This is a genomic window from Arthrobacter subterraneus (assembly GCF_900099735.1).
GTDB classification, from domain to species: Bacteria; Actinomycetota; Actinomycetes; order Actinomycetales; family Micrococcaceae; genus Arthrobacter_D; species Arthrobacter_D subterraneus.
This window is the reverse complement of sequence record NZ_FNDT01000002.1, coordinates 343,795-360,336: the sequence shown is the minus strand read 5'-3', so window position 1 is coordinate 360,336 and position 16,542 is coordinate 343,795. Positions and strand designations below refer to the sequence as shown.

Here is a 16,542-nt window from a genome sequence, read left to right as displayed (position 1 = left end):
GGGAATGGTGCGGCCGGTTGGCTGGCGAAGAAGCAGGTGGGGTCGGGCTGGCAGTCCATGACGGCGATCCTGGGTCCGGGTGACTTCAACGGTGACGGGAACGTGGATGTATTGGCGCGTGACTCCGGCGGCAGGTTGTGGCTGTACCCAGGCAACGGTTCAGCCGGTTGGCTGACGAAGGCCCTGGTCGGCTCCAGCTGGAACGGTATGACCGGCATCCTCTAACCGGCCCCCGGACCGCTTTCGCATCGGAAAAAGCCTCCCGAACCGCATTGGGTTCGGGAGGCTTTGCCGTGCGCGGATGTTCAGTGAATGCACCTCGGCAATTGGTGGCCTACGGCATCCAAGGTAATTGCAGGCTCTCCTCGGCAGAGTGATCCCAGGGCATGGTGCGCCGTGCCCCACCGGCGGCGGTCTCGCCGATCGGGAGACTCGGAACCATCAGGGAGACGATCATGAAATCGGACGGTACACATACCGCGCCGGGGGCGACCCCGCGCACACGCAGGATATGGAGGGGGACCGGTATCGCTGCTTCGGCGGTTGTGCTCTTGTCCACATTTGGTCCGCCGCCCGCCGGGGCGCTGTCCCAGCCGGCGGCGATCCTTCCAGCGGCTGTCGCAACCGGCCCACAGGGGAGCGTCGGCCCGGTCAACCCCGAAACCGGCTATCCATACTGGTACGGCGACAATACCGGCCTGCGGTTGGAGCTTTGCCTCGACGCCGTTGAAGTCTGCCCTGTGGTTGGCGCCGGCTACGATCCGGCTGAACCGCCTGCAATTCCAGGCAACTTCCCCGATGAGTCGTTCTGGTGGTCTGCTGAAGCATCGCTGCCATTGGCGAACGGTGAAGAGGCCCGTCTCATCATGGCCACTGAAGCAGCGTTCGGCGGTGCCGGGGATGTCGCCCAGGGGCAACAGAACGCCTTCGCCCGCATGCGCATCCGGTTCGACGGCGCTCAACCGGACGCAAGCTACACCGCTACGACCCCCTACGGCGTCTTCATCGTCACCGCGGATGATCGCGGCCGGGTGCGCTTCACCGAGGATCTTGGCTGTCTGCAGCAGCCGTGTGACTGGACAGAGCCGCTGAGCGGAAAGATCGGGCCGTTCCTTCGATGGGACTCGTCACTTCCCGCTGCACCTGCCGGGTCGATCGGTGATCCGAACGTGGAGCATGCGGTGACCGGCAGCCCCTTCGACACCAACTTCTTCAGCATTGAAGGACCCGGTGTACCGCTGGCGCAGACCGATCAATTTGCCGTACAGGGCAAGGTTGCCACCGTGCGCGCCGGCGTGGACAAGCCGGGCGGCACCTACAACCAGGCCCTGACCGTCAATATTCAGACCTCCTTCCCTGACGAAGCGAAGGTCGTCTACACCACCGATGGTTCCGAGCCAGTTGTGGCTGCGGACGGTTCGGTCTCCCACGGACAGCTCTGGGTGCCCTCGGAAGGGGACAACGACGTTGCTCCCGTGAGCCTGGCTACTCCCGGTACAACCGTTCTCAAGTACCTGGCAGTCAGCCTGACCGACCCGGCGCAGCGGACGGCAATCCAGAGCGAGACCTACACACTCGACGCAACCAGCCCCTGGATCGCCGCGTTCCCTGACGGGACTGCCGCTTCCTACGCCGGCCCGCAACAGGTCACTCTGACTGGAACGGCACAGACAGGCTCAGCGCGCGTCTACTACACCCTGGACGGCTCGGACCCGACATACACCTTGGACGGTGCCACTGGAGCGACACTCGAGTACACCGGTACCCCCATCACCGTGGGACACACGACGACCGTCCGCGCAGTCTCGGTCGACGGAGCCGGCACCGCCGGCGAGATCCGGAACTTCCGGTACGTCATCCACAACCTGAAGGCGCTCGGTCCCATAGTGCCCGGCGGCCATGGGTACCCCAGCTGGGTCGAGGACAACGGGTGGGCAGGCCAGGAGCCGGTGCAGCTTGACCTGTGCCTGGACGACCCGCTGTGCCCCGTAATCGAGGAACTACCCTTCCCTCTGGATCCCATGGAGTTCCCGCGGAACTTCCCCGGAGAATCTTTCTGGTGGGCTTCTGAAGCCTTCCTTCCAATCGATGGTGAAGAGGTGCGTCTGACGCTTGCGCTGGAGGCCGCATTCACGGGCGAGGGGGCCGCTGCCGGAGACGAGATCGCCTTTGGCCGCATCCGCGTCCGCGGCGACGAGGTCTTCGAATTCGGCTCCGTCTACGAGATCACCCACCCCTACGGGAAGTTCCTCGTGGAAGCTGATGACACCGGCAGCCTCCGGTACACGGAAGACCTCGGCAGCATGAACGGCAACGGTGACTTCACGCCGCTGCTCGAGTCGAAGATCGGCCCGTTCCTGCGGTGGGATCCGGCTGTCGCCCCGGCAGCCCCTGCCGGCTACCTCGGCGACGGCAGCACTCCTCACGCTGTTACCGGCAGCCCCTACAACACCAACGTCTTCGAGATCCGCCACGTCCGGACCACCCTCGGTGAGACGGTCAACCGGCTGCTGGGAAGCACAGCCGACTTTGTGGTCCAGGGGCGCACCGTGGGTGCTGTTCCGCCGGCCGCTCCGACAGTCGCAGCAGCGACCGCCGGCGGAACGTTCAACACCGTCCAGACGGTGTCACTGACCGCAGAACCGGCAGGTTCGCCGATCTTCTTCACCGTTGACGGCACCGACCCGGAACCCGACGGAGTGCAGTACACCGAACCGATCACCATCGGTGAAGGAACCACCACTCTGAAGTTCCTCGCCGTGAACGAGGGCGTGCCCTCGGAAATCGTGACCGAGGTCTACACAGTGGACCTGACGGCTCCGGAACTGGCAACGACAACCCCGGGCGGCACGTTCACCGGTGCGACGACGGCGACCCTCACCGCTACGGAGGGTGCGGCAATCCGGTTCACTACTGACGGCACCGAACCGACGGCGACGAGCACGCTCTACACCGCTCCCATCGCCATCACGCAGACCACCACCCTGCGGGCAGTCGCGATCGATGCCGCCGGTAACGTCAGCGCCCTCGGACAGTGGGTGTTCACCATCAACACCCCGACTCCACCTCCAGTAGGCACCGGAGGCCATGACTTCTCCGGTGACGGGAACGCGGATGTGCTTGCACGGGACACCTCCGGCCGTCTGTGGCTGTACGCCTCGAACGGTACCGGCGGCTGGCAGCCGCGGGAACAGGTCGGTACAGGCTGGAATACAATCACCAGCATTGTCGCTCCGGGCGACTTCAACGGTGACGGAAATGCCGACGTTCTCGGTCGGGACACGAGCGGCGCGCTCTGGCTCTACCGCGGCAACGGCGACGGCAGCTGGATGACCAAGGTCAAGGTGGGCTCGGGCTGGAGCGGCATGTCCAGCATTGTTGGTCCCGGTGACTTTGACGGCGACGGCAACGTTGATGTCCTGGCGCGGGATGGGGCGGGACGGCTGTGGCTGTATCCGGGCAACGGTTCCGGCGGCTGGCTTGCCAAGAAGCAGGTGGGCTCGGGCTGGAGCGGTATGTCCAGCATTGTTGGTCCCGGTGATTTCGACGGCGACGGCAACGTTGATGTCCTGGCGCGGGATGGGGCGGGACGGCTGTGGCTGTATCCGGGCAACGGTTCCGGCGGCTGGCTTGCCAAGAAGCAGGTGGGCTCGGGCTGGAGCGGTATGTCCAGCATTGTTGGTCCCGGTGATTTCGACGGCGACGGCAACGTTGATGTCCTGGCGCGGGATGGGGCGGGACGGCTGTGGCTGTATCCGGGCAACGGTTCCGGCGGCTGGCTTGCCAAGAAGCAGGTGGGCTCGGGCTGGAGCGGTATGTCCAGCATTGTTGGTCCCGGTGATTTCGACGGCGACGGCAACGTTGATGTCCTGGCGCGGGATGGGGCGGGACGGCTGTGGCTGTATCCGGGCAACGGTTCCGGCGGCTGGCTTGCCAAGGTCCTGGTGGGAACACGGTGGAACGGAATGACCGCCATCCTCTGACAATCACCCGGTGAGACTGGCCGGCAAGAAGAGGCCTCCCGCACTGTTCACGGTGCGGGAGGCCTCCTTTGCGTCATCCAGCCGTTCGACGTCCCGCACCAGGCGTCTCATTTCCAAGCGCGAGGGAAGGGGGCGACAGGGAGGCGGGGAATGGCAGCGCAATCCCCGCCTCCCACCGCCGTCGTTGTCTGGGATGGGGGTTCCCTGAGCCGTGTGGAGACACACAAAAGTCCAGGCGGTCCACCCGTTTCCGGGAAGACCGCCTGGACTGGAAGAGAAAGTCGTCGGGGTTTTACTGACCGTCCCAGAAAGCGGGAGCCGCCTTCATCGGGTCGTTAAGATCCACCTGGCCCGGCTTCAGGCCGACCGAGAACTGGGTCATCATGTCGTGGTCCTCGTGCGGCAGGTTGTGGCAGTGGATCATGTACTTGCCGCGGTGCGGCCCGAACTTCATGAGCAGGCGGACCGTCTCACCTTCTCCGACGTACACCACATCCTTGGGCCCCATCTCGTAGGAGAAGGGTGCGCGCCCGTTCCTGCTGAGGATCTGGAAATCCACCAGATGAATATGGATCGGGTGGAACCAGCCGCCGGAGCTGTTCTCGAACTCCCAGATCTCCGTGGCGCCGAGCGCGGGATCGGCACAGACCCTCCGGTAGCCGCTCGCAATGATGTCGGCCCAGGAATCCTCACCGATCACCCACACGTCGTCATTGCGCTTCACCCGGAATTTGCGGACGCGGGTGTCGCGGGCCGGCCGCAGGTCCATCACTTCGTGGGAAGCGAGGATCTGCGGGATCGTCTTCCAGGTCGGATCGGAAGTATCGACGGGTTCATCCGTCACGTCGAAAGCCATAATCCGGTCCGTGAAGTCGTAGTCGATGTTGTTTTTGTTCGACAGATTTCGCAGCTCGACGCGCTGCCCGGGCTGGTACACGGAGAAATCGACCAGGATCTCGTACCGTTCGGCTCCGGCGTGGCGCCAGGAATCGACGGTCTGCGTCTTCGGCATCAGCCCGCCGTCGGTGGCCACGATGTGCACACCTTCCCCTGTGCTCAGCGTCGGCCGGAAGGAGCGGGAAATGGACGCGTTGAGGATCCGGAAGCGGTACACCCGGCGCTGGACCTTCATCACCGGCCAGGGTTTTCCGTTCACCAGGATCACATCCCCCCAGAGCCCGGAATGTGAATTGTCGTCATAGGCGAGGCTGCCGTCCGCGGCGAACATGGCATCCGAAAGGGTCAGCGGAACGTCGAAATTGTTCTGCGGCAGGAGCTCCCGCTCAGCCGGGTCATGCATGCAGAACTGGGCCGAAAGGCCCGAATACGCGTTCTCCGACGTGTTGTGCACGTTGTGGTCGTGGTACCAGAGGGTCCGGGCTGACTGGAAGTTCGGGTACTCATAATTCTTCGCGAACCCGGGAGGAGTGACGTCGCTGGCATAGCCGTCGAACTGGGGGAGCGACGCTGAACCGTGCAGGTGGGTCGACGTGGACAGGGTATGCCCGTGAAGCGGGTGGGTCTGCGGGAGCTGGTTGCGGATCTTCAGCACGGCCCTCGTGCCCTGGAGGAGGTCGATGGTGGGGCCGGGAAAAATTCCGTTGTAGCCCAGGATCGGGGTGGTCAGCCGAGGAAGGATCCTGGCGGTGCCGGCCTTCTGGGTCACGCTGTAGTAATGAACCTTGGCTCCGTCAGGGGCACGTCCCACCGCATACGGCTGCAGGATCGGCGGAACGGTGAGGAGAGTGCGGTACGGGATCGGCATATCGGCGTCCGCCAGCTTGCTGGCCGACTTCGCACTGATGGAGCCGAAGGGCACCGCCAGCGCCCCGGCTCCGATTACCCCTAGTCCCCCGAACGTGAGGACCTGACGTCGAGAAACAGACATCGGTGTTCCTTTCCTAGGATGTACACAAAGGATGGACTCCGCTGCTTGGAGAAAACCTAGGATTTCCGCAGCCGCGAAGGCTGACCGACACAGTGCGGCAGCGGCGCGGGAAAGCACTAGCCTTGAGTGAAAAGCCGACCGGAATCACAGAACGGAACCCACATGCGCGTCCACATCGCAACAGACCATGCCGGCATGGAGTTGAGCGCCCACCTCGTCTCGCACCTCAGCGCCAGGGGATACGAGATGGTTGATCACGGGCCATCGGCGTATGACCCGGAAGACGATTACCCGGCCTTCTGCATCAACGCCGCGCTGGCAGTGGTCGATGATCAGCTCTCCGGTGTTGAGGCGCTCGGCATAGTCCTGGGCGGTTCAGGCAACGGCGAGCAGATTGCGGCGAACAAGGTCCGCGGCGTACGGGCCGCGCTTGCCTGGAACCTCGACACCGCCAGGCTTGCGCGCAATCACAATGACGCGAACGTCGTTGCGCTCGGGGGGCGTCAGCACTCCCTGGAGGAGGCCACCGCAATCGTCGAGACCTTCCTCGCGGAACCGTTCAGTGCGGCAGAGCGGCACATCCGGCGCATCAGCAAGATCGCCGCCTATGAAACCACCGGCGAAATTCTCCAGTAATGCCCGAGGGCCACTCGATCCACCGGATCGCCCGGCAGTTTGCGTCGGTCTTCGCCGGCGAGGCCCTGAGGGTCAGCAGCCCGCAGGGCCGGTTCGCGGCAGGGGCCGAGCGGCTCGACGGCGGCGTGTTGACCGGCGCCCGAGCACATGGCAAGCAGTTGTTCCTGGAATTCCACAACGAGCTCGTGCTGCGGGTGCACCTCGGTCTGTACGGCGCGTGGAGCTTCGGCGGGGACAGCCGGTTCCAGGGGGCATCCAGCATTGGCGCTCCGAGACGGATAGGGGAGCGGGAAACCGCCCACGACGACGGCGCTGCTTCCGTCTATGCCGGCCCGCCTCCTCCGGTCGGTGCAGTCCGTGTCCGGTTGGCCTCCGCTCACGGCTGGGCGGATCTCCGCGGCCCGACAGCGTGTGAGCTCATCACGGGAGCCGAACGCGACGCAATCATCGCAAAGCTCGGACCGGATCCGCTGGACCCGGGATCGGACCCCGGCGAGTTCGTTGCGAGAGTCCAGCGGAAGCGGACCGCTGTGGGCCTGTCGCTCATGAACCAGGAGGTGATTGCCGGCGTCGGGAATGTCTACCGTGCAGAGGCCCTCTTCCGGGGCAGGGTGTATCCGTGGCTGCCGGGTGCTGCACTGCGAGACGACGACGCGGCGGCGCTCTGGGAGGACCTGGTCTTCCTGATGAACGACGGGGTGCGAGCCGGCCGCATCATCACCACGGCTCCCTCCCACCGGGAGGGACCGGCCGGCACGGATTCCGGTGTACCCGTGGAAGACGCGCACTACGTTTATAAACGTACCGGCCTGGCGTGCCGGATCTGCGGAACGATGGTGGCGATGGCCGAGATGGGAGCGAGGAAACTCTACTGGTGCCCGTCCTGCCAGGCGGCCTGATCAGGCTGAAAGCGCCTCGTTCAGGGAACCCGTTTTAGGGAAGTGGAGGGGATGACGGGAATCGAACCCGCGTAATCAGTTTGGAAGACTGAGGCTTTACCATTAAGCTACATCCCCGGATCCGGCCACTGTGCGCTCTCGTGGAGATGAGCGGTCGGCTGGAACGCATATAACTACACCATAAGGGCCCGGAATTCTCAAAATGTGCAACCGCGCGGTTTCTTTCGTAGACTTGCCTCTGCACTCAACGGGGTGTAGCTCAGCTTGGTAGAGCGCCTGCTTTGGGAGCAGGAAGTCGCAGGTTCAACTCCTGTCACCCCGACTCTGCGTTAAACGGTGCAGAAATTTGTATCACTCGGTGCAGAAATGATCCCTTGCGGGATTTCCAACCCGGTGCAGAACCGATCCCTATCATTCAGGAGTACTAGGCTGTGAAGAGCGCTGTCGAAAACCTCACTCCCACGCGAGTGAAGCTCAACGTGGAGGTCCCTTTCGAGGAACTCAAGCCGAACATCGAAGCTGCCTACAAGACCATCGCCACCCAGGTGCAGGTTCCGGGTTTCCGTAAGGGCAAGGTCCCCAACAAGCTCATCGACCAGCGGGTTGGGCGCGGTTACGTCATTGAGACGGCGATCAACGAGGGCCTCAACGGCTTCTACCAGACCGCGGTCCAGGAGACCAACATCCGTCCGCTGAGCCGGCCAGAGGTGGAAATCACCGAGGTTCCGGACCCGTCGGCACAGGACGGCCAGCTCCTGTTCACGGTTGAACTCGACATTCGTCCCGAGATAGAGCTGCCCGAGTACTCCGGGCTGGAGGTCACCGTCGAGGCTGCCAAGGCATCCGATGAGGACATCGTGAAGGCCCTGGATGAGCTGCGCGGTCGGTTCGGCACCCTCAAGGACGTGGACCGTCCCGCAACCGACGGCGATTTCCTCACGCTCGACCTGACGGCGAAGGTCGACGGCGAGGAAGTGGACTCCGCGGCGGACATCTCTTACCAGGTAGGGTCCGGCACCATGCTCGAAGGCATGGATGAAGCGGTGACCGGACTGAGCGCCGGGGAATCCTCCACTTTTGAAACGACCCTCGCCGGCGGCGAGCACACGGGCAAGGCCGCAGAGGTCACCGTATCCGTCAAGGCAGTCAAGGAGCGCGAGCTCCCTGATGCCAACGATGATTTCGCGCAGCTCGCGAGCGAGTTCGACACCATCGATGAACTGCGCGCTGATCTCGCCAAGCGTGCGGCTGAGGACAAGCTGGTGGAGCAGGGCGTGGAAGCCCGCGACAAGGTTCTGGAGAAGCTCCTGGAGCTCGTCGAGGTCCCCGTGCCGGAGTCTGTCATCGAAGAGCAGCTGGAGCAGCACTTCAATTCGGAGACCAGCCACTCCGCCGGCGCGGACCACGACACTGACGAGCACCGCGCCGAGGTGCGCCAGAACACCGAGCAGGCATTCCGGAACGAGATCGTGCTTGATGCGGTGGCCGAGAAGGAAGAGATCGGTGTCAGCCAGAATGAGCTGATCGACTACATCGTGACCTCCGCAAGCCAGTACGGGATGGACCCCAACCAGTTCGCCCAGATGCTCGACCAGAGCGGCCAGGTGCCGATGATCGTCGGTGAAGTACGCCGCCGCAAGGCCCTTGCCAGGGTGCTTGAACTCGCCGTGGTCACCGACTCCAACGGTGAGACAGTGGATCTCTCCGACTTCGTGCGTCCGGCCGGCGAAACCGATCAGGCCGCGGACGAGGGACCGGTCGAGGACGACGCAACTGAGGCAGCCTCCGCGGACTCCGAGGCGCCCGTCGAGGAGACCGACGCCGCGGAGAAAGACTCCACCAAGGCATAGCCCGCGAAGCTCCCCGTCGATGCCGCCAGCAAAGCGCTGGCGGCATCTTCCGTTAAGCCGCCGCGTCCTAACGCCGTCAGCGAACAGCTCAGGGCACGGGAGCAAAACCAGCACCAAACAGGTTAGTGTCCAGTGAGAGAAAAACCTGAGTGAGAGGTCAATCAGCAATGGCACCCGAATCCACCACACCGACCATGGCAACAGTTGATCCTGCCAGCCGCGACGACTACATCTACAACCGGCTCCTGCGGGAGCGGATCATCTGGCTCGGTTCCGAGGTACGGGATGAGAATGCGAACGCAATCTGCTCGCAGTTGCTCCTGTTGTCCGCCGAGGACTCCGAGAAGGACATCTTCCTCTACATCAACTCGCCCGGCGGTTCGGTCACCGCAGGCATGGCGATCTACGACACCATGCAGTTCATCCCGAACGACGTCGTGACCGTCGCCACCGGCCTGGCCGCCTCGATGGGCCAGTTCCTCCTGTCCTCGGGCACCAAGGGGAAGCGGTACGCCACCCCCCATGCACGCATCCTGATGCACCAGCCATCCGGTGGGATCGGCGGAACTGCTTCGGACATCAAGATCCAGGCAGAACTGATCCTCCACATGAAGCGCGTCATGGCTGAACTCACAGCGGAACAGACCGGCCAGACGGTGGAGACCATCCTCAAGGACAATGACCGCGACAAGTGGTTCACTGCGCAGGACGCTCTTGAGTACGGATTCTTCGACCACATCTCGGCCCACGCCGGGTCTGTCTCCGGCGGCGGCGGCACCAATCGCGAATAATCCGCATCCAGCCAACTCTCACTGACCCGCCCACACAGGAGGCACCATGAACCACGATTTCCATGCCGCAGCCGGCGGCCGGGCTGCCCAGCTGCCGAGCAACCGCTACGTCCTTCCTCAGTTCGAGGAGCGCACCCCGTACGGTTTCAAGCGCCAGGACCCGTACACCAAACTGTTCGAGGACCGCATCATCTTCCTGGGCGTTCAGGTCGATGACGCCTCCGCCGATGACGTGATGGCACAGCTGCTGGTCCTTGAGTCAACGGATCCCGAGCGCGACATCACCCTGTACATCAACTCGCCGGGCGGGTCCTTCACCGCGATGACAGCCATCTACGACACGATGCAGTTCATCCGCCCGGAGATCCAGACGGTATGCCTCGGACAGGCCGCGAGCGCGGCGGCAGTGCTTCTGGCGGCGGGTGCGCCGGGAAAGCGTCTTGCCCTTCCCAATGCGCGCGTGCTCATTCACCAGCCGGCTCTTGGCGGTGGCCAGGGCGGCCAGGCCTCGGACCTTGAGATCCAGGCCAACGAGGTCATGCGCATGCGCGCCTGGCTCGAGGACACGCTCGCTCTCCACAGCGGGAAGACCTCCGAGCAGGTCAACGTGGACATCGAGCGTGACAAGATCCTGACCGCCGAGGACGCGAAGGTTTACGGCCTCGTTGACGAGGTGCTCACTTCACGGAAAATCACGCCGCCGAAGATCAACAAGCCGTAGCTATTGCCGTAGCGCCCGTGGTCATGCCCTGTCGGGAAAGACCACGGGCGCTATATTGCTGATTCGGGCTACCAAGTGGCCTAGAGTGGAACATAGTCGACGCACCGCCGGACCGTCCCATCGCAGCACACCAGTTGGCAGCCGAAGACAATGGCGGAACACTCCAGGACCACGTTAGGGGACTGACACATGGCTCGCATTGGTGAGAGCACCGATCTACTCAAGTGCTCTTTCTGTGGCAAAAGCCAGAAGCAGGTCCGGAAGCTCATCGCGGGCCCGGGCGTCTACATCTGCGACGAATGCATTGAGCTCTGCAACGAGATCATCGAGGAAGAGCTGTCCGAGGTTGCCGACCTCGGCACGTTCGAGCTGCCCAAGCCGCGCGAAATCTTCGACTTCCTGCAGGAGTACGTCATCGGGCAGGAGCCTGCCAAGCGTTCGCTGGCGGTGGCGGTCTACAACCATTACAAGCGCATCCAGTCGGGGCACACACCGCGGGCATCAGCCAACCTCTCGGAGGCTTCCCCCGCTGAAGACGTTGAAATCGCGAAGTCCAACATCCTGCTCATCGGACCGACGGGCTGCGGCAAGACCTACCTCGCGCAGACCCTTGCCCGCCGGCTTAATGTGCCGTTCGCAGTGGCCGACGCCACCGCCCTGACCGAGGCCGGTTACGTCGGGGAGGATGTGGAGAACATCCTGCTCAAGCTCATCCAGGCAGCGGACTATGACGTCAAGAAGGCCGAGCAGGGAATCATTTATATCGACGAGATCGACAAGATCTCGCGGAAAAGCGAGAACCCGTCCATCACCCGGGATGTCTCGGGTGAGGGAGTCCAGCAGGCTCTGCTGAAGATCCTTGAGGGCACTGTCGCTTCGGTTCCGCCGCAGGGCGGCCGCAAGCATCCTCATCAGGAATTCATCCAGATCGACACCACCAATGTCCTCTTCATCGTGGCGGGTGCCTTTGCCGGCCTGGAAGAGATCATCGGGTCCCGTGCCGGACGAAAGGGCATCGGATTCGGCGCGCCCCTGAGCTCCCTCACAAACGAGGAAGTGAGCTACGGCGACGTCATGCCGGAAGACCTGCTCAAGTTCGGCCTCATTCCCGAGTTCATCGGGCGTCTCCCGGTCATCACTACTGTCACGCACCTTGACCGTCCGGCGCTGATGCAGATCCTCACAGAGCCCAAGAATGCGCTGATCAAGCAGTATCAGAAGATGTTCGCCCTGGACGGCGTGGAACTCGTGTTCGAGCCGAAGGCGCTGGAAGCGATCGCCGACCAGGCCCTCGAACGCGGAACCGGCGCCCGTGGCCTGCGCGCCATCATGGAGGAAGTCCTCCTGCCGGTGATGTTCGATCTGCCGAGCCGGGAAGACATTGCTGCCGTGGTGATCAGCGCGGCCGTCGTAGACAAGACGGCTGAGCCCACGCTCATCTCACACGATGTGGTGGCCAAGCGCCGGAACAAGTCCGCCTAGCAGTTCCTGAACCGCCCTGGGAATACCGGGCAGGAGGCTGGGGTTGCCACGGAGAGAACGGACTGCCCGTCAGAGGCATGGCCGTTTCCTGATTCCGCGCCAACCAAGGAGTACTGTTCATGACTGTTGCCAGTGAGACCGCGAAAAAGGCCGATTTCTGGTTTGACCCGGTCTGTCCGTTTGCCTGGATCACCTCCCGCTGGATGGGCGAGGTCGAGAAGGTGCGCGACGTCTCGGTGGACTGGCACGTGATGAGCCTGTCCGTCCTCAACGAGGGCAGGGATCTCCCCGAAGACTACAAAGAGGGCATGAAGCAGGCCTGGGGGCCCGTGCGGGTGATTATCGCGGCCGCCGAGCTCCATGGGCCGGAAAACGTCAAGAAGCTGTACGACGCCATGGGCAGCCGCATTCATAACGGAGGCAACTCCGACTACCAGACGGTCATCACCGAAGCCCTTGAAGAAACCGGGCTGCCCGCATCGCTTGCAGGGTATGCAACCAGCGACGAGTATGACGGCCAGCTCCGGGCGTCCCACCAGGAAGGCATCGACAAGGTTGGCGACGAGGTCGGAACCCCCGTCGTCGCCTTCAATGGAACCGCGTTCTTTGGTCCCGTCCTTACGCGTATCCCGCGCGGAGAGGAAGCCGGCCGTATTTTCGACGGTGCCGTCATGATGGCGGAATTCCCGGAGTTTTTCGAGCTGAAGCGATCCCGCACGTCCCAGCCGACGTTCGACTAGCAGAGGTCCCAGTCGCAGGAAGCCCCGCCGGCATTGCACCGGCGGGGCTTCCTGCTGCTGGAAGAGCCCGGTCAGGCGTTGTCCGGTGCCTGCTCCGGCGCGGCCAGACGGACTTCGCTCACCCTCAGATCGCCGTCCTCCACACGGAGTTCGATGCCGGCGGCGTTACCGGCCGCGCTCAGATCGGCAAGCGCCGCCTCAAGCTGCCGGACCTGGGCAACGGATCCGCTGACGACGGCGGAGAGTACCTCGGTGCGCTGCTTGACCTTGGCCTCGGACTTGGCCTTGCGCAGCCCGCCGAGTGCGGCGCCGACCGTTGCCAGCATCCCGGGGTCCGCGTCCAGCGCAGCGGCAGTAAGCGCGCCCGACGCGGGCCACGCCGACCGGTGGACCGAGCCGTGCCGCCACCAGCTCCACACCTCTTCGGTCGCGAACGGAAGAACGGGTGCGAAGAGACGAAGCAGCCGGTCGAGTGTCGTGGCCAGTGCGGCCAGGACCGATGCCTTCTCAGCTTCCCCGGCGCTGCCGTAGGCGCGGTCCTTGATGAGTTCGACATAGTCGTCGGTGAATGACCAGAAGAAAGACTCCGTCAGCTGCAGTGCACGCGCGTAGTCGTACTTCTCGAATGATGCCGTCGCCTGCTGCACCACCTCATCGAGTGACGCGAGCAGTGAACGGTCCAGCGGATTGGTCACTGACGATGAGTCATCCGACACGATGTCGGCTTCGGTTGCGCCAAGGTTGAGCACAAACTTCGAGGCGTTGAGAAGCTTGATGGCGAGCCGGCGCCCGATCTTCATCTGGGCGATCTCGTAGGCGGTGTCCGCGCCGAGCTTCGCGGAAGCTGCCCAGTAACGGACGGCGTCGGAGCCGAACTGTTCGAGGGCGTCGGTAGGCACCACAACGTTGCCCTTGGACTTGGACATCTTCTTGCGGTCCGGATCCAGGATCCAGCCGGAAATAGCGGCGTGCTTCCACGGCGCTGAATCGAGGATGGAGTCGGCACGAACCACTGAGGAGAACATCCAGGTCCGGATGATGTCGTGTCCCTGCGGGCGCAGGTCAAACGGGTACACCTTGCCGAAGAGGTCCTCATCCCTGGACCATCCGCCGATGATCTGCGGGGAGAGCGATGAGGTCGCCCAGGTATCGAGCACATCCGGGTCGCCCATGAAACCACCCGGCTGATCGCGCTGCGACTCGTCGTAGCCCGGCGCCGGTTCGGCGGCCGGGTCGACCGGCAGCATGTCATCCGACGGGAGGATCGGGTTCTGGTAGTCGGGCGTGCCGGCGTCATCCAGTGCGTACCAGACAGGGAACGGAACACCGAAGAACCGCTGGCGGGAGATCAGCCAGTCACCGTTGAGGCCCTCGATCCAGTTCTCGTACCGGCTGCGCATGAACGAGGGGTGGAAGTCGATCTCGCGTCCGCGGGCAATCAGGCGTTCGCGGCGGTCCGCGTCCCGTCCGCCGTTGCGGATGTACCACTGACGGCTGGTGACCACCTCGAGGGGCTTGTCCCCCTTCTCGAAGAAGTTCACGGGGTGGGTGATCTTTTTCGGTTCGCCGTCGAGCAGGCCTGCCTCGGAGAGCATCTCCGCGACGCCCTCCTTCGCCGAGAAGACCGTCTTGCCCGCGATGCGGGCGTAGTTCTCCCGGCCGGCCGGCGTCGTGATCCAGTCCGGAGTATCGGCGAGGATACGGCCGTCGCGGCCGACGATCGCGCGCGTGGGCAGGTCCAGCTCACGCCACCAGGTGACGTCGGTGAGATCGCCGAAGGTGCAGACCATTGCGATGCCGGCGCCTTTGTCGGGCTTGGCCAGCGGGTGGGCCAACACCACCACTTCAACGCCGAACAGCGGGGAGGTGACTGTCTTGCCGAAGTACGGCTGGTAACGCTCGTCATCCGGGTGGGCCACCAGCGCCACGCAGGCAGCGAGGAGCTCGGGCCGGGTGGTTTCAATATGGATCTGCGCGCCGTCCGCAGCCTCAAAGGGATAGCGGTAGTAGGCGCCGGGAACCTCCCGGTCCTCGAGTTCGGCCTGCGCAACGGCGGTCCGGAACGTCACGTCCCAGAGGGTCGGCGCTTCAGCGAGGTAGGCGTCGCCCTGCTTGAGGTTGGCGAGGAACGCGCGCTGGGACACCGCGCGGGACGTCGAGTCGATGGTGCGGTACGTCAGGTTCCAGTCGACGGACAGTCCGAGGGACAGGAAGAGGTTTTCGAAGACCTTTTCATCCTCGACGGCGAGCTCCTCGCAGAGCTCGATGAAGTTGCGGCGGGAAACGACGTCGAAATCACGCTGGTTCTTCGCAGGCTGCGCGGGCGGGCGGTAGTCGGCGTTGTAGGGCACGGACGGGTCGCAGCGCACGCCGTAGTAGTTCTGGACGCGGCGTTCGGTGGGCAGGCCGTTGTCATCCCAGCCCATCGGGTAGAACACGTTCTTTCCGGTCATGCGCTGGTAGCGGGCGATGACGTCGGTCTGCGTGTAGGAGAACACGTGGCCCACGTGCAGGGACCCGGAAGCAGTGGGAGGCGGCGTGTCGATCGAGTAGACCTCGTTGCGGGTGGTCTCCGTGTTGAAGGTGTACGTTCCCTCCGAGCGCCAGCGCTCGTTCAGCGCCGTCTCGAGGCCTTCGAGTGCCGGTTTGTCGGGAACATTGATGGGGGCGGGTGTGGGCGTGTCTGTACCCTCGTTGATGGATGCCATGGACCAATTGTTTCATGCCGGCTGTCCGGGACTGCGCGGTGCCCGTGGGTGGGCTAGTTTGGCTTCATGACTTCTGGACAGGGCAGGGCAGCAGTAGTGACGGGTGCAAGTTCCGGGATCGGTGAAGCAACGGTGCGCAGGCTGACGGCCGACGGCTGGCAGGTGTGGGCGGTCGCCCGCCGGGCCGACCGGCTGGCCCGCCTCGGCGACGAGACCGGGGCGGTGCCGGTTGCGCTCGACATCACCGACGACGACGGCGTGGCCCGCCTGCTCGATGAGGTCACCGGAGCAGGCGGCATCGACACCCTGATCAACATTGCCGGCGGTGCCCGCGGGACCGACTGGGTGGCCGATGCGCGCACCGAGGACTGGGAATGGATGTACGGCGCCAACGTTGTCGGCACCATGAAGCTGACCCGTGCGTTTCTGCCGATGCTGCGGAAGCACGGGCACGGCACGGTCCTGAACCTGACGTCCACGGCGGCACTGGTCGCCTACGAGGGCGGTGCGGGCTACAACGCTGCCAAGGCCGCGCAGCGCGCCATGACCAGGGCGCTTCGCCTTGAGGAGGTCGAACATAACGTGCGGGTGGTCGAGGTTCTTCCCGGCATGGTCCAGACCGAGGAATTCGCGCTGAACCGGCTCGGTGACGCGGCGGCAGCCGAGAAGGTGTATGCCGGGGTGGCCGAGCCGCTGACCGCCGCGGACGTCGCCGACGTCGTCGCCTACGCGGTGTCCGTGCCGCATCACGTGAACCTTGACGAGATTGTTGTCCGTCCGGTTGCGCAGGCGGCGAACCACAAGGTGATCCGGCGCAGCTGAGCCGCGCCCGCCGGCCCTCCCG

General features: G+C 64.1%; 13 protein-coding genes and 2 tRNA genes. 11 read left to right on the top strand and 4 right to left on the bottom strand.

What is annotated here, in order from left to right; all coding sequences use genetic code 11:
- A partial coding sequence (locus tag BLS52_RS18265) for an FG-GAP repeat domain-containing protein (protein ID WP_139186222.1) occupies window positions 1-225 on the top strand: 225 nt, incomplete at its 5' end.
- Window positions 226-334: 109 nt separating this feature from the next.
- Here the strand turns inward: BLS52_RS18265 and BLS52_RS18970 are convergent.
- The gene (locus BLS52_RS18970; protein WP_281241679.1) at window positions 335-457 is read right to left on the bottom strand and encodes a hypothetical protein; all 123 of its coding nucleotides are present in this window, start codon (window positions 455-457) and stop codon (window positions 335-337) included.
- A gap of 94 nt (window positions 458-551) precedes the next feature.
- On the opposite strand from BLS52_RS18970, the gene BLS52_RS04905 reads away from it, so the two are divergent.
- The gene (locus BLS52_RS04905) at window positions 552-3,983 is read left to right on the top strand and encodes a chitobiase/beta-hexosaminidase C-terminal domain-containing protein (RefSeq protein WP_175460085.1); all 3,432 of its coding nucleotides are present in this window, start codon (window positions 552-554) and stop codon (window positions 3,981-3,983) included.
- Window positions 3,984-4,275: 292 nt separating this feature from the next.
- On the opposite strand, the gene BLS52_RS04900 is transcribed toward BLS52_RS04905, so the two are convergent.
- Window positions 4,276-5,871, bottom strand: coding sequence for a multicopper oxidase family protein (locus BLS52_RS04900; RefSeq protein ID WP_090584810.1), 1,596 nt, complete (start codon window positions 5,869-5,871; stop codon window positions 4,276-4,278).
- A 162-nt stretch (window positions 5,872-6,033) separates the two neighbouring features.
- On the opposite strand from BLS52_RS04900, the gene BLS52_RS04895 reads away from it, so the two are divergent.
- Entirely contained in the window at window positions 6,034-6,507 is a 474-nt protein-coding gene (locus tag BLS52_RS04895; RefSeq protein WP_026544993.1) for a ribose-5-phosphate isomerase, read from the top strand.
- Window positions 6,507-7,406, top strand: coding sequence for an Fpg/Nei family DNA glycosylase (locus BLS52_RS04890; protein ID WP_026544994.1), 900 nt, complete (start codon window positions 6,507-6,509; stop codon window positions 7,404-7,406). The genes BLS52_RS04895 and BLS52_RS04890 overlap by 1 nt, the downstream gene beginning before the upstream one ends.
- 43 nt (window positions 7,407-7,449) lie before the next feature.
- Here BLS52_RS04890 and BLS52_RS04885 read toward each other — a convergent pair.
- Window positions 7,450-7,523 (bottom strand) — tRNA-Gly (locus BLS52_RS04885).
- A 131-nt stretch (window positions 7,524-7,654) separates the two neighbouring features.
- On the opposite strand from BLS52_RS04885, the gene BLS52_RS04880 reads away from it, so the two are divergent.
- From BLS52_RS04880 to BLS52_RS04855, 6 genes are all read left to right on the top strand, one after another.
- A tRNA-Pro gene (locus BLS52_RS04880) sits at window positions 7,655-7,728 on the top strand.
- Between the two features lie 109 nt (window positions 7,729-7,837).
- Window positions 7,838-9,256: a trigger factor gene (gene tig, locus BLS52_RS04875; protein WP_090584808.1), complete on the top strand. Its 1,419-nt coding sequence runs from the start codon at window positions 7,838-7,840 to the stop codon at window positions 9,254-9,256.
- A 194-nt stretch (window positions 9,257-9,450) separates the two neighbouring features.
- Complete coding sequence (locus tag BLS52_RS04870) at window positions 9,451-10,047, top strand: ATP-dependent Clp protease proteolytic subunit (protein WP_090584865.1); 597 nt, start codon at window positions 9,451-9,453, stop codon at window positions 10,045-10,047.
- A gap of 46 nt (window positions 10,048-10,093) precedes the next feature.
- Entirely contained in the window at window positions 10,094-10,768 is a 675-nt protein-coding gene (locus BLS52_RS04865) for an ATP-dependent Clp protease proteolytic subunit (RefSeq protein WP_090584806.1), read from the top strand.
- Window positions 10,769-10,957: 189 nt separating this feature from the next.
- Window positions 10,958-12,250, top strand: coding sequence for an ATP-dependent Clp protease ATP-binding subunit ClpX (clpX, locus tag BLS52_RS04860; protein ID WP_090584804.1), 1,293 nt, complete (start codon window positions 10,958-10,960; stop codon window positions 12,248-12,250).
- Window positions 12,251-12,369: 119 nt separating this feature from the next.
- On the top strand, window positions 12,370-12,990 hold the full coding sequence (locus tag BLS52_RS04855) for a mycothiol-dependent nitroreductase Rv2466c family protein (RefSeq protein WP_090584802.1): 621 nt from the start codon (window positions 12,370-12,372) through the stop codon (window positions 12,988-12,990).
- A 71-nt stretch (window positions 12,991-13,061) separates the two neighbouring features.
- Here the strand turns inward: BLS52_RS04855 and valS are convergent, their stop codons facing one another.
- A complete protein-coding gene (gene valS, locus BLS52_RS04850; RefSeq protein WP_026543565.1) occupies window positions 13,062-15,698 on the bottom strand; it encodes a valine--tRNA ligase in 2,637 nt (878 codons plus the stop codon).
- A 66-nt stretch (window positions 15,699-15,764) separates the two neighbouring features.
- On the opposite strand from valS, the gene BLS52_RS04845 reads away from it, so the two are divergent.
- A complete protein-coding gene (locus BLS52_RS04845; RefSeq protein WP_090584799.1) occupies window positions 15,765-16,520 on the top strand; it encodes an SDR family oxidoreductase in 756 nt (251 codons plus the stop codon).
- Window positions 16,521-16,542 lie beyond the last annotated feature (22 nt).

Coding starts and splice junctions, on each gene's coding strand:
- BLS52_RS04845 (WP_090584799.1), top strand. CDS start 15,765: ATGACTTCTGGACAGGGCAGGGCAGCAGTAGTGACGGGTGCAAGTTCC.
- BLS52_RS04865 (WP_090584806.1), top strand. CDS start 10,094: ATGAACCACGATTTCCATGCCGCAGCCGGCGGCCGGGCTGCCCAGCTG.
- BLS52_RS18970 (WP_281241679.1), bottom strand. CDS start 457: ATGATCGTCTCCCTGATGGTTCCGAGTCTCCCGATCGGCGAGACCGCC.
- valS (WP_026543565.1), bottom strand. CDS start 15,698: ATGGCATCCATCAACGAGGGTACAGACACGCCCACACCCGCCCCCATC.
- BLS52_RS04890 (WP_026544994.1), top strand. CDS start 6,507: ATGCCCGAGGGCCACTCGATCCACCGGATCGCCCGGCAGTTTGCGTCG.
- BLS52_RS04870 (WP_090584865.1), top strand. CDS start 9,451: ATGGCAACAGTTGATCCTGCCAGCCGCGACGACTACATCTACAACCGG.
- BLS52_RS04895 (WP_026544993.1), top strand. CDS start 6,034: ATGCGCGTCCACATCGCAACAGACCATGCCGGCATGGAGTTGAGCGCC.
- BLS52_RS04900 (WP_090584810.1), bottom strand. CDS start 5,871: ATGTCTGTTTCTCGACGTCAGGTCCTCACGTTCGGGGGACTAGGGGTA.
- BLS52_RS04855 (WP_090584802.1), top strand. CDS start 12,370: ATGACTGTTGCCAGTGAGACCGCGAAAAAGGCCGATTTCTGGTTTGAC.
- clpX (WP_090584804.1), top strand. CDS start 10,958: ATGGCTCGCATTGGTGAGAGCACCGATCTACTCAAGTGCTCTTTCTGT.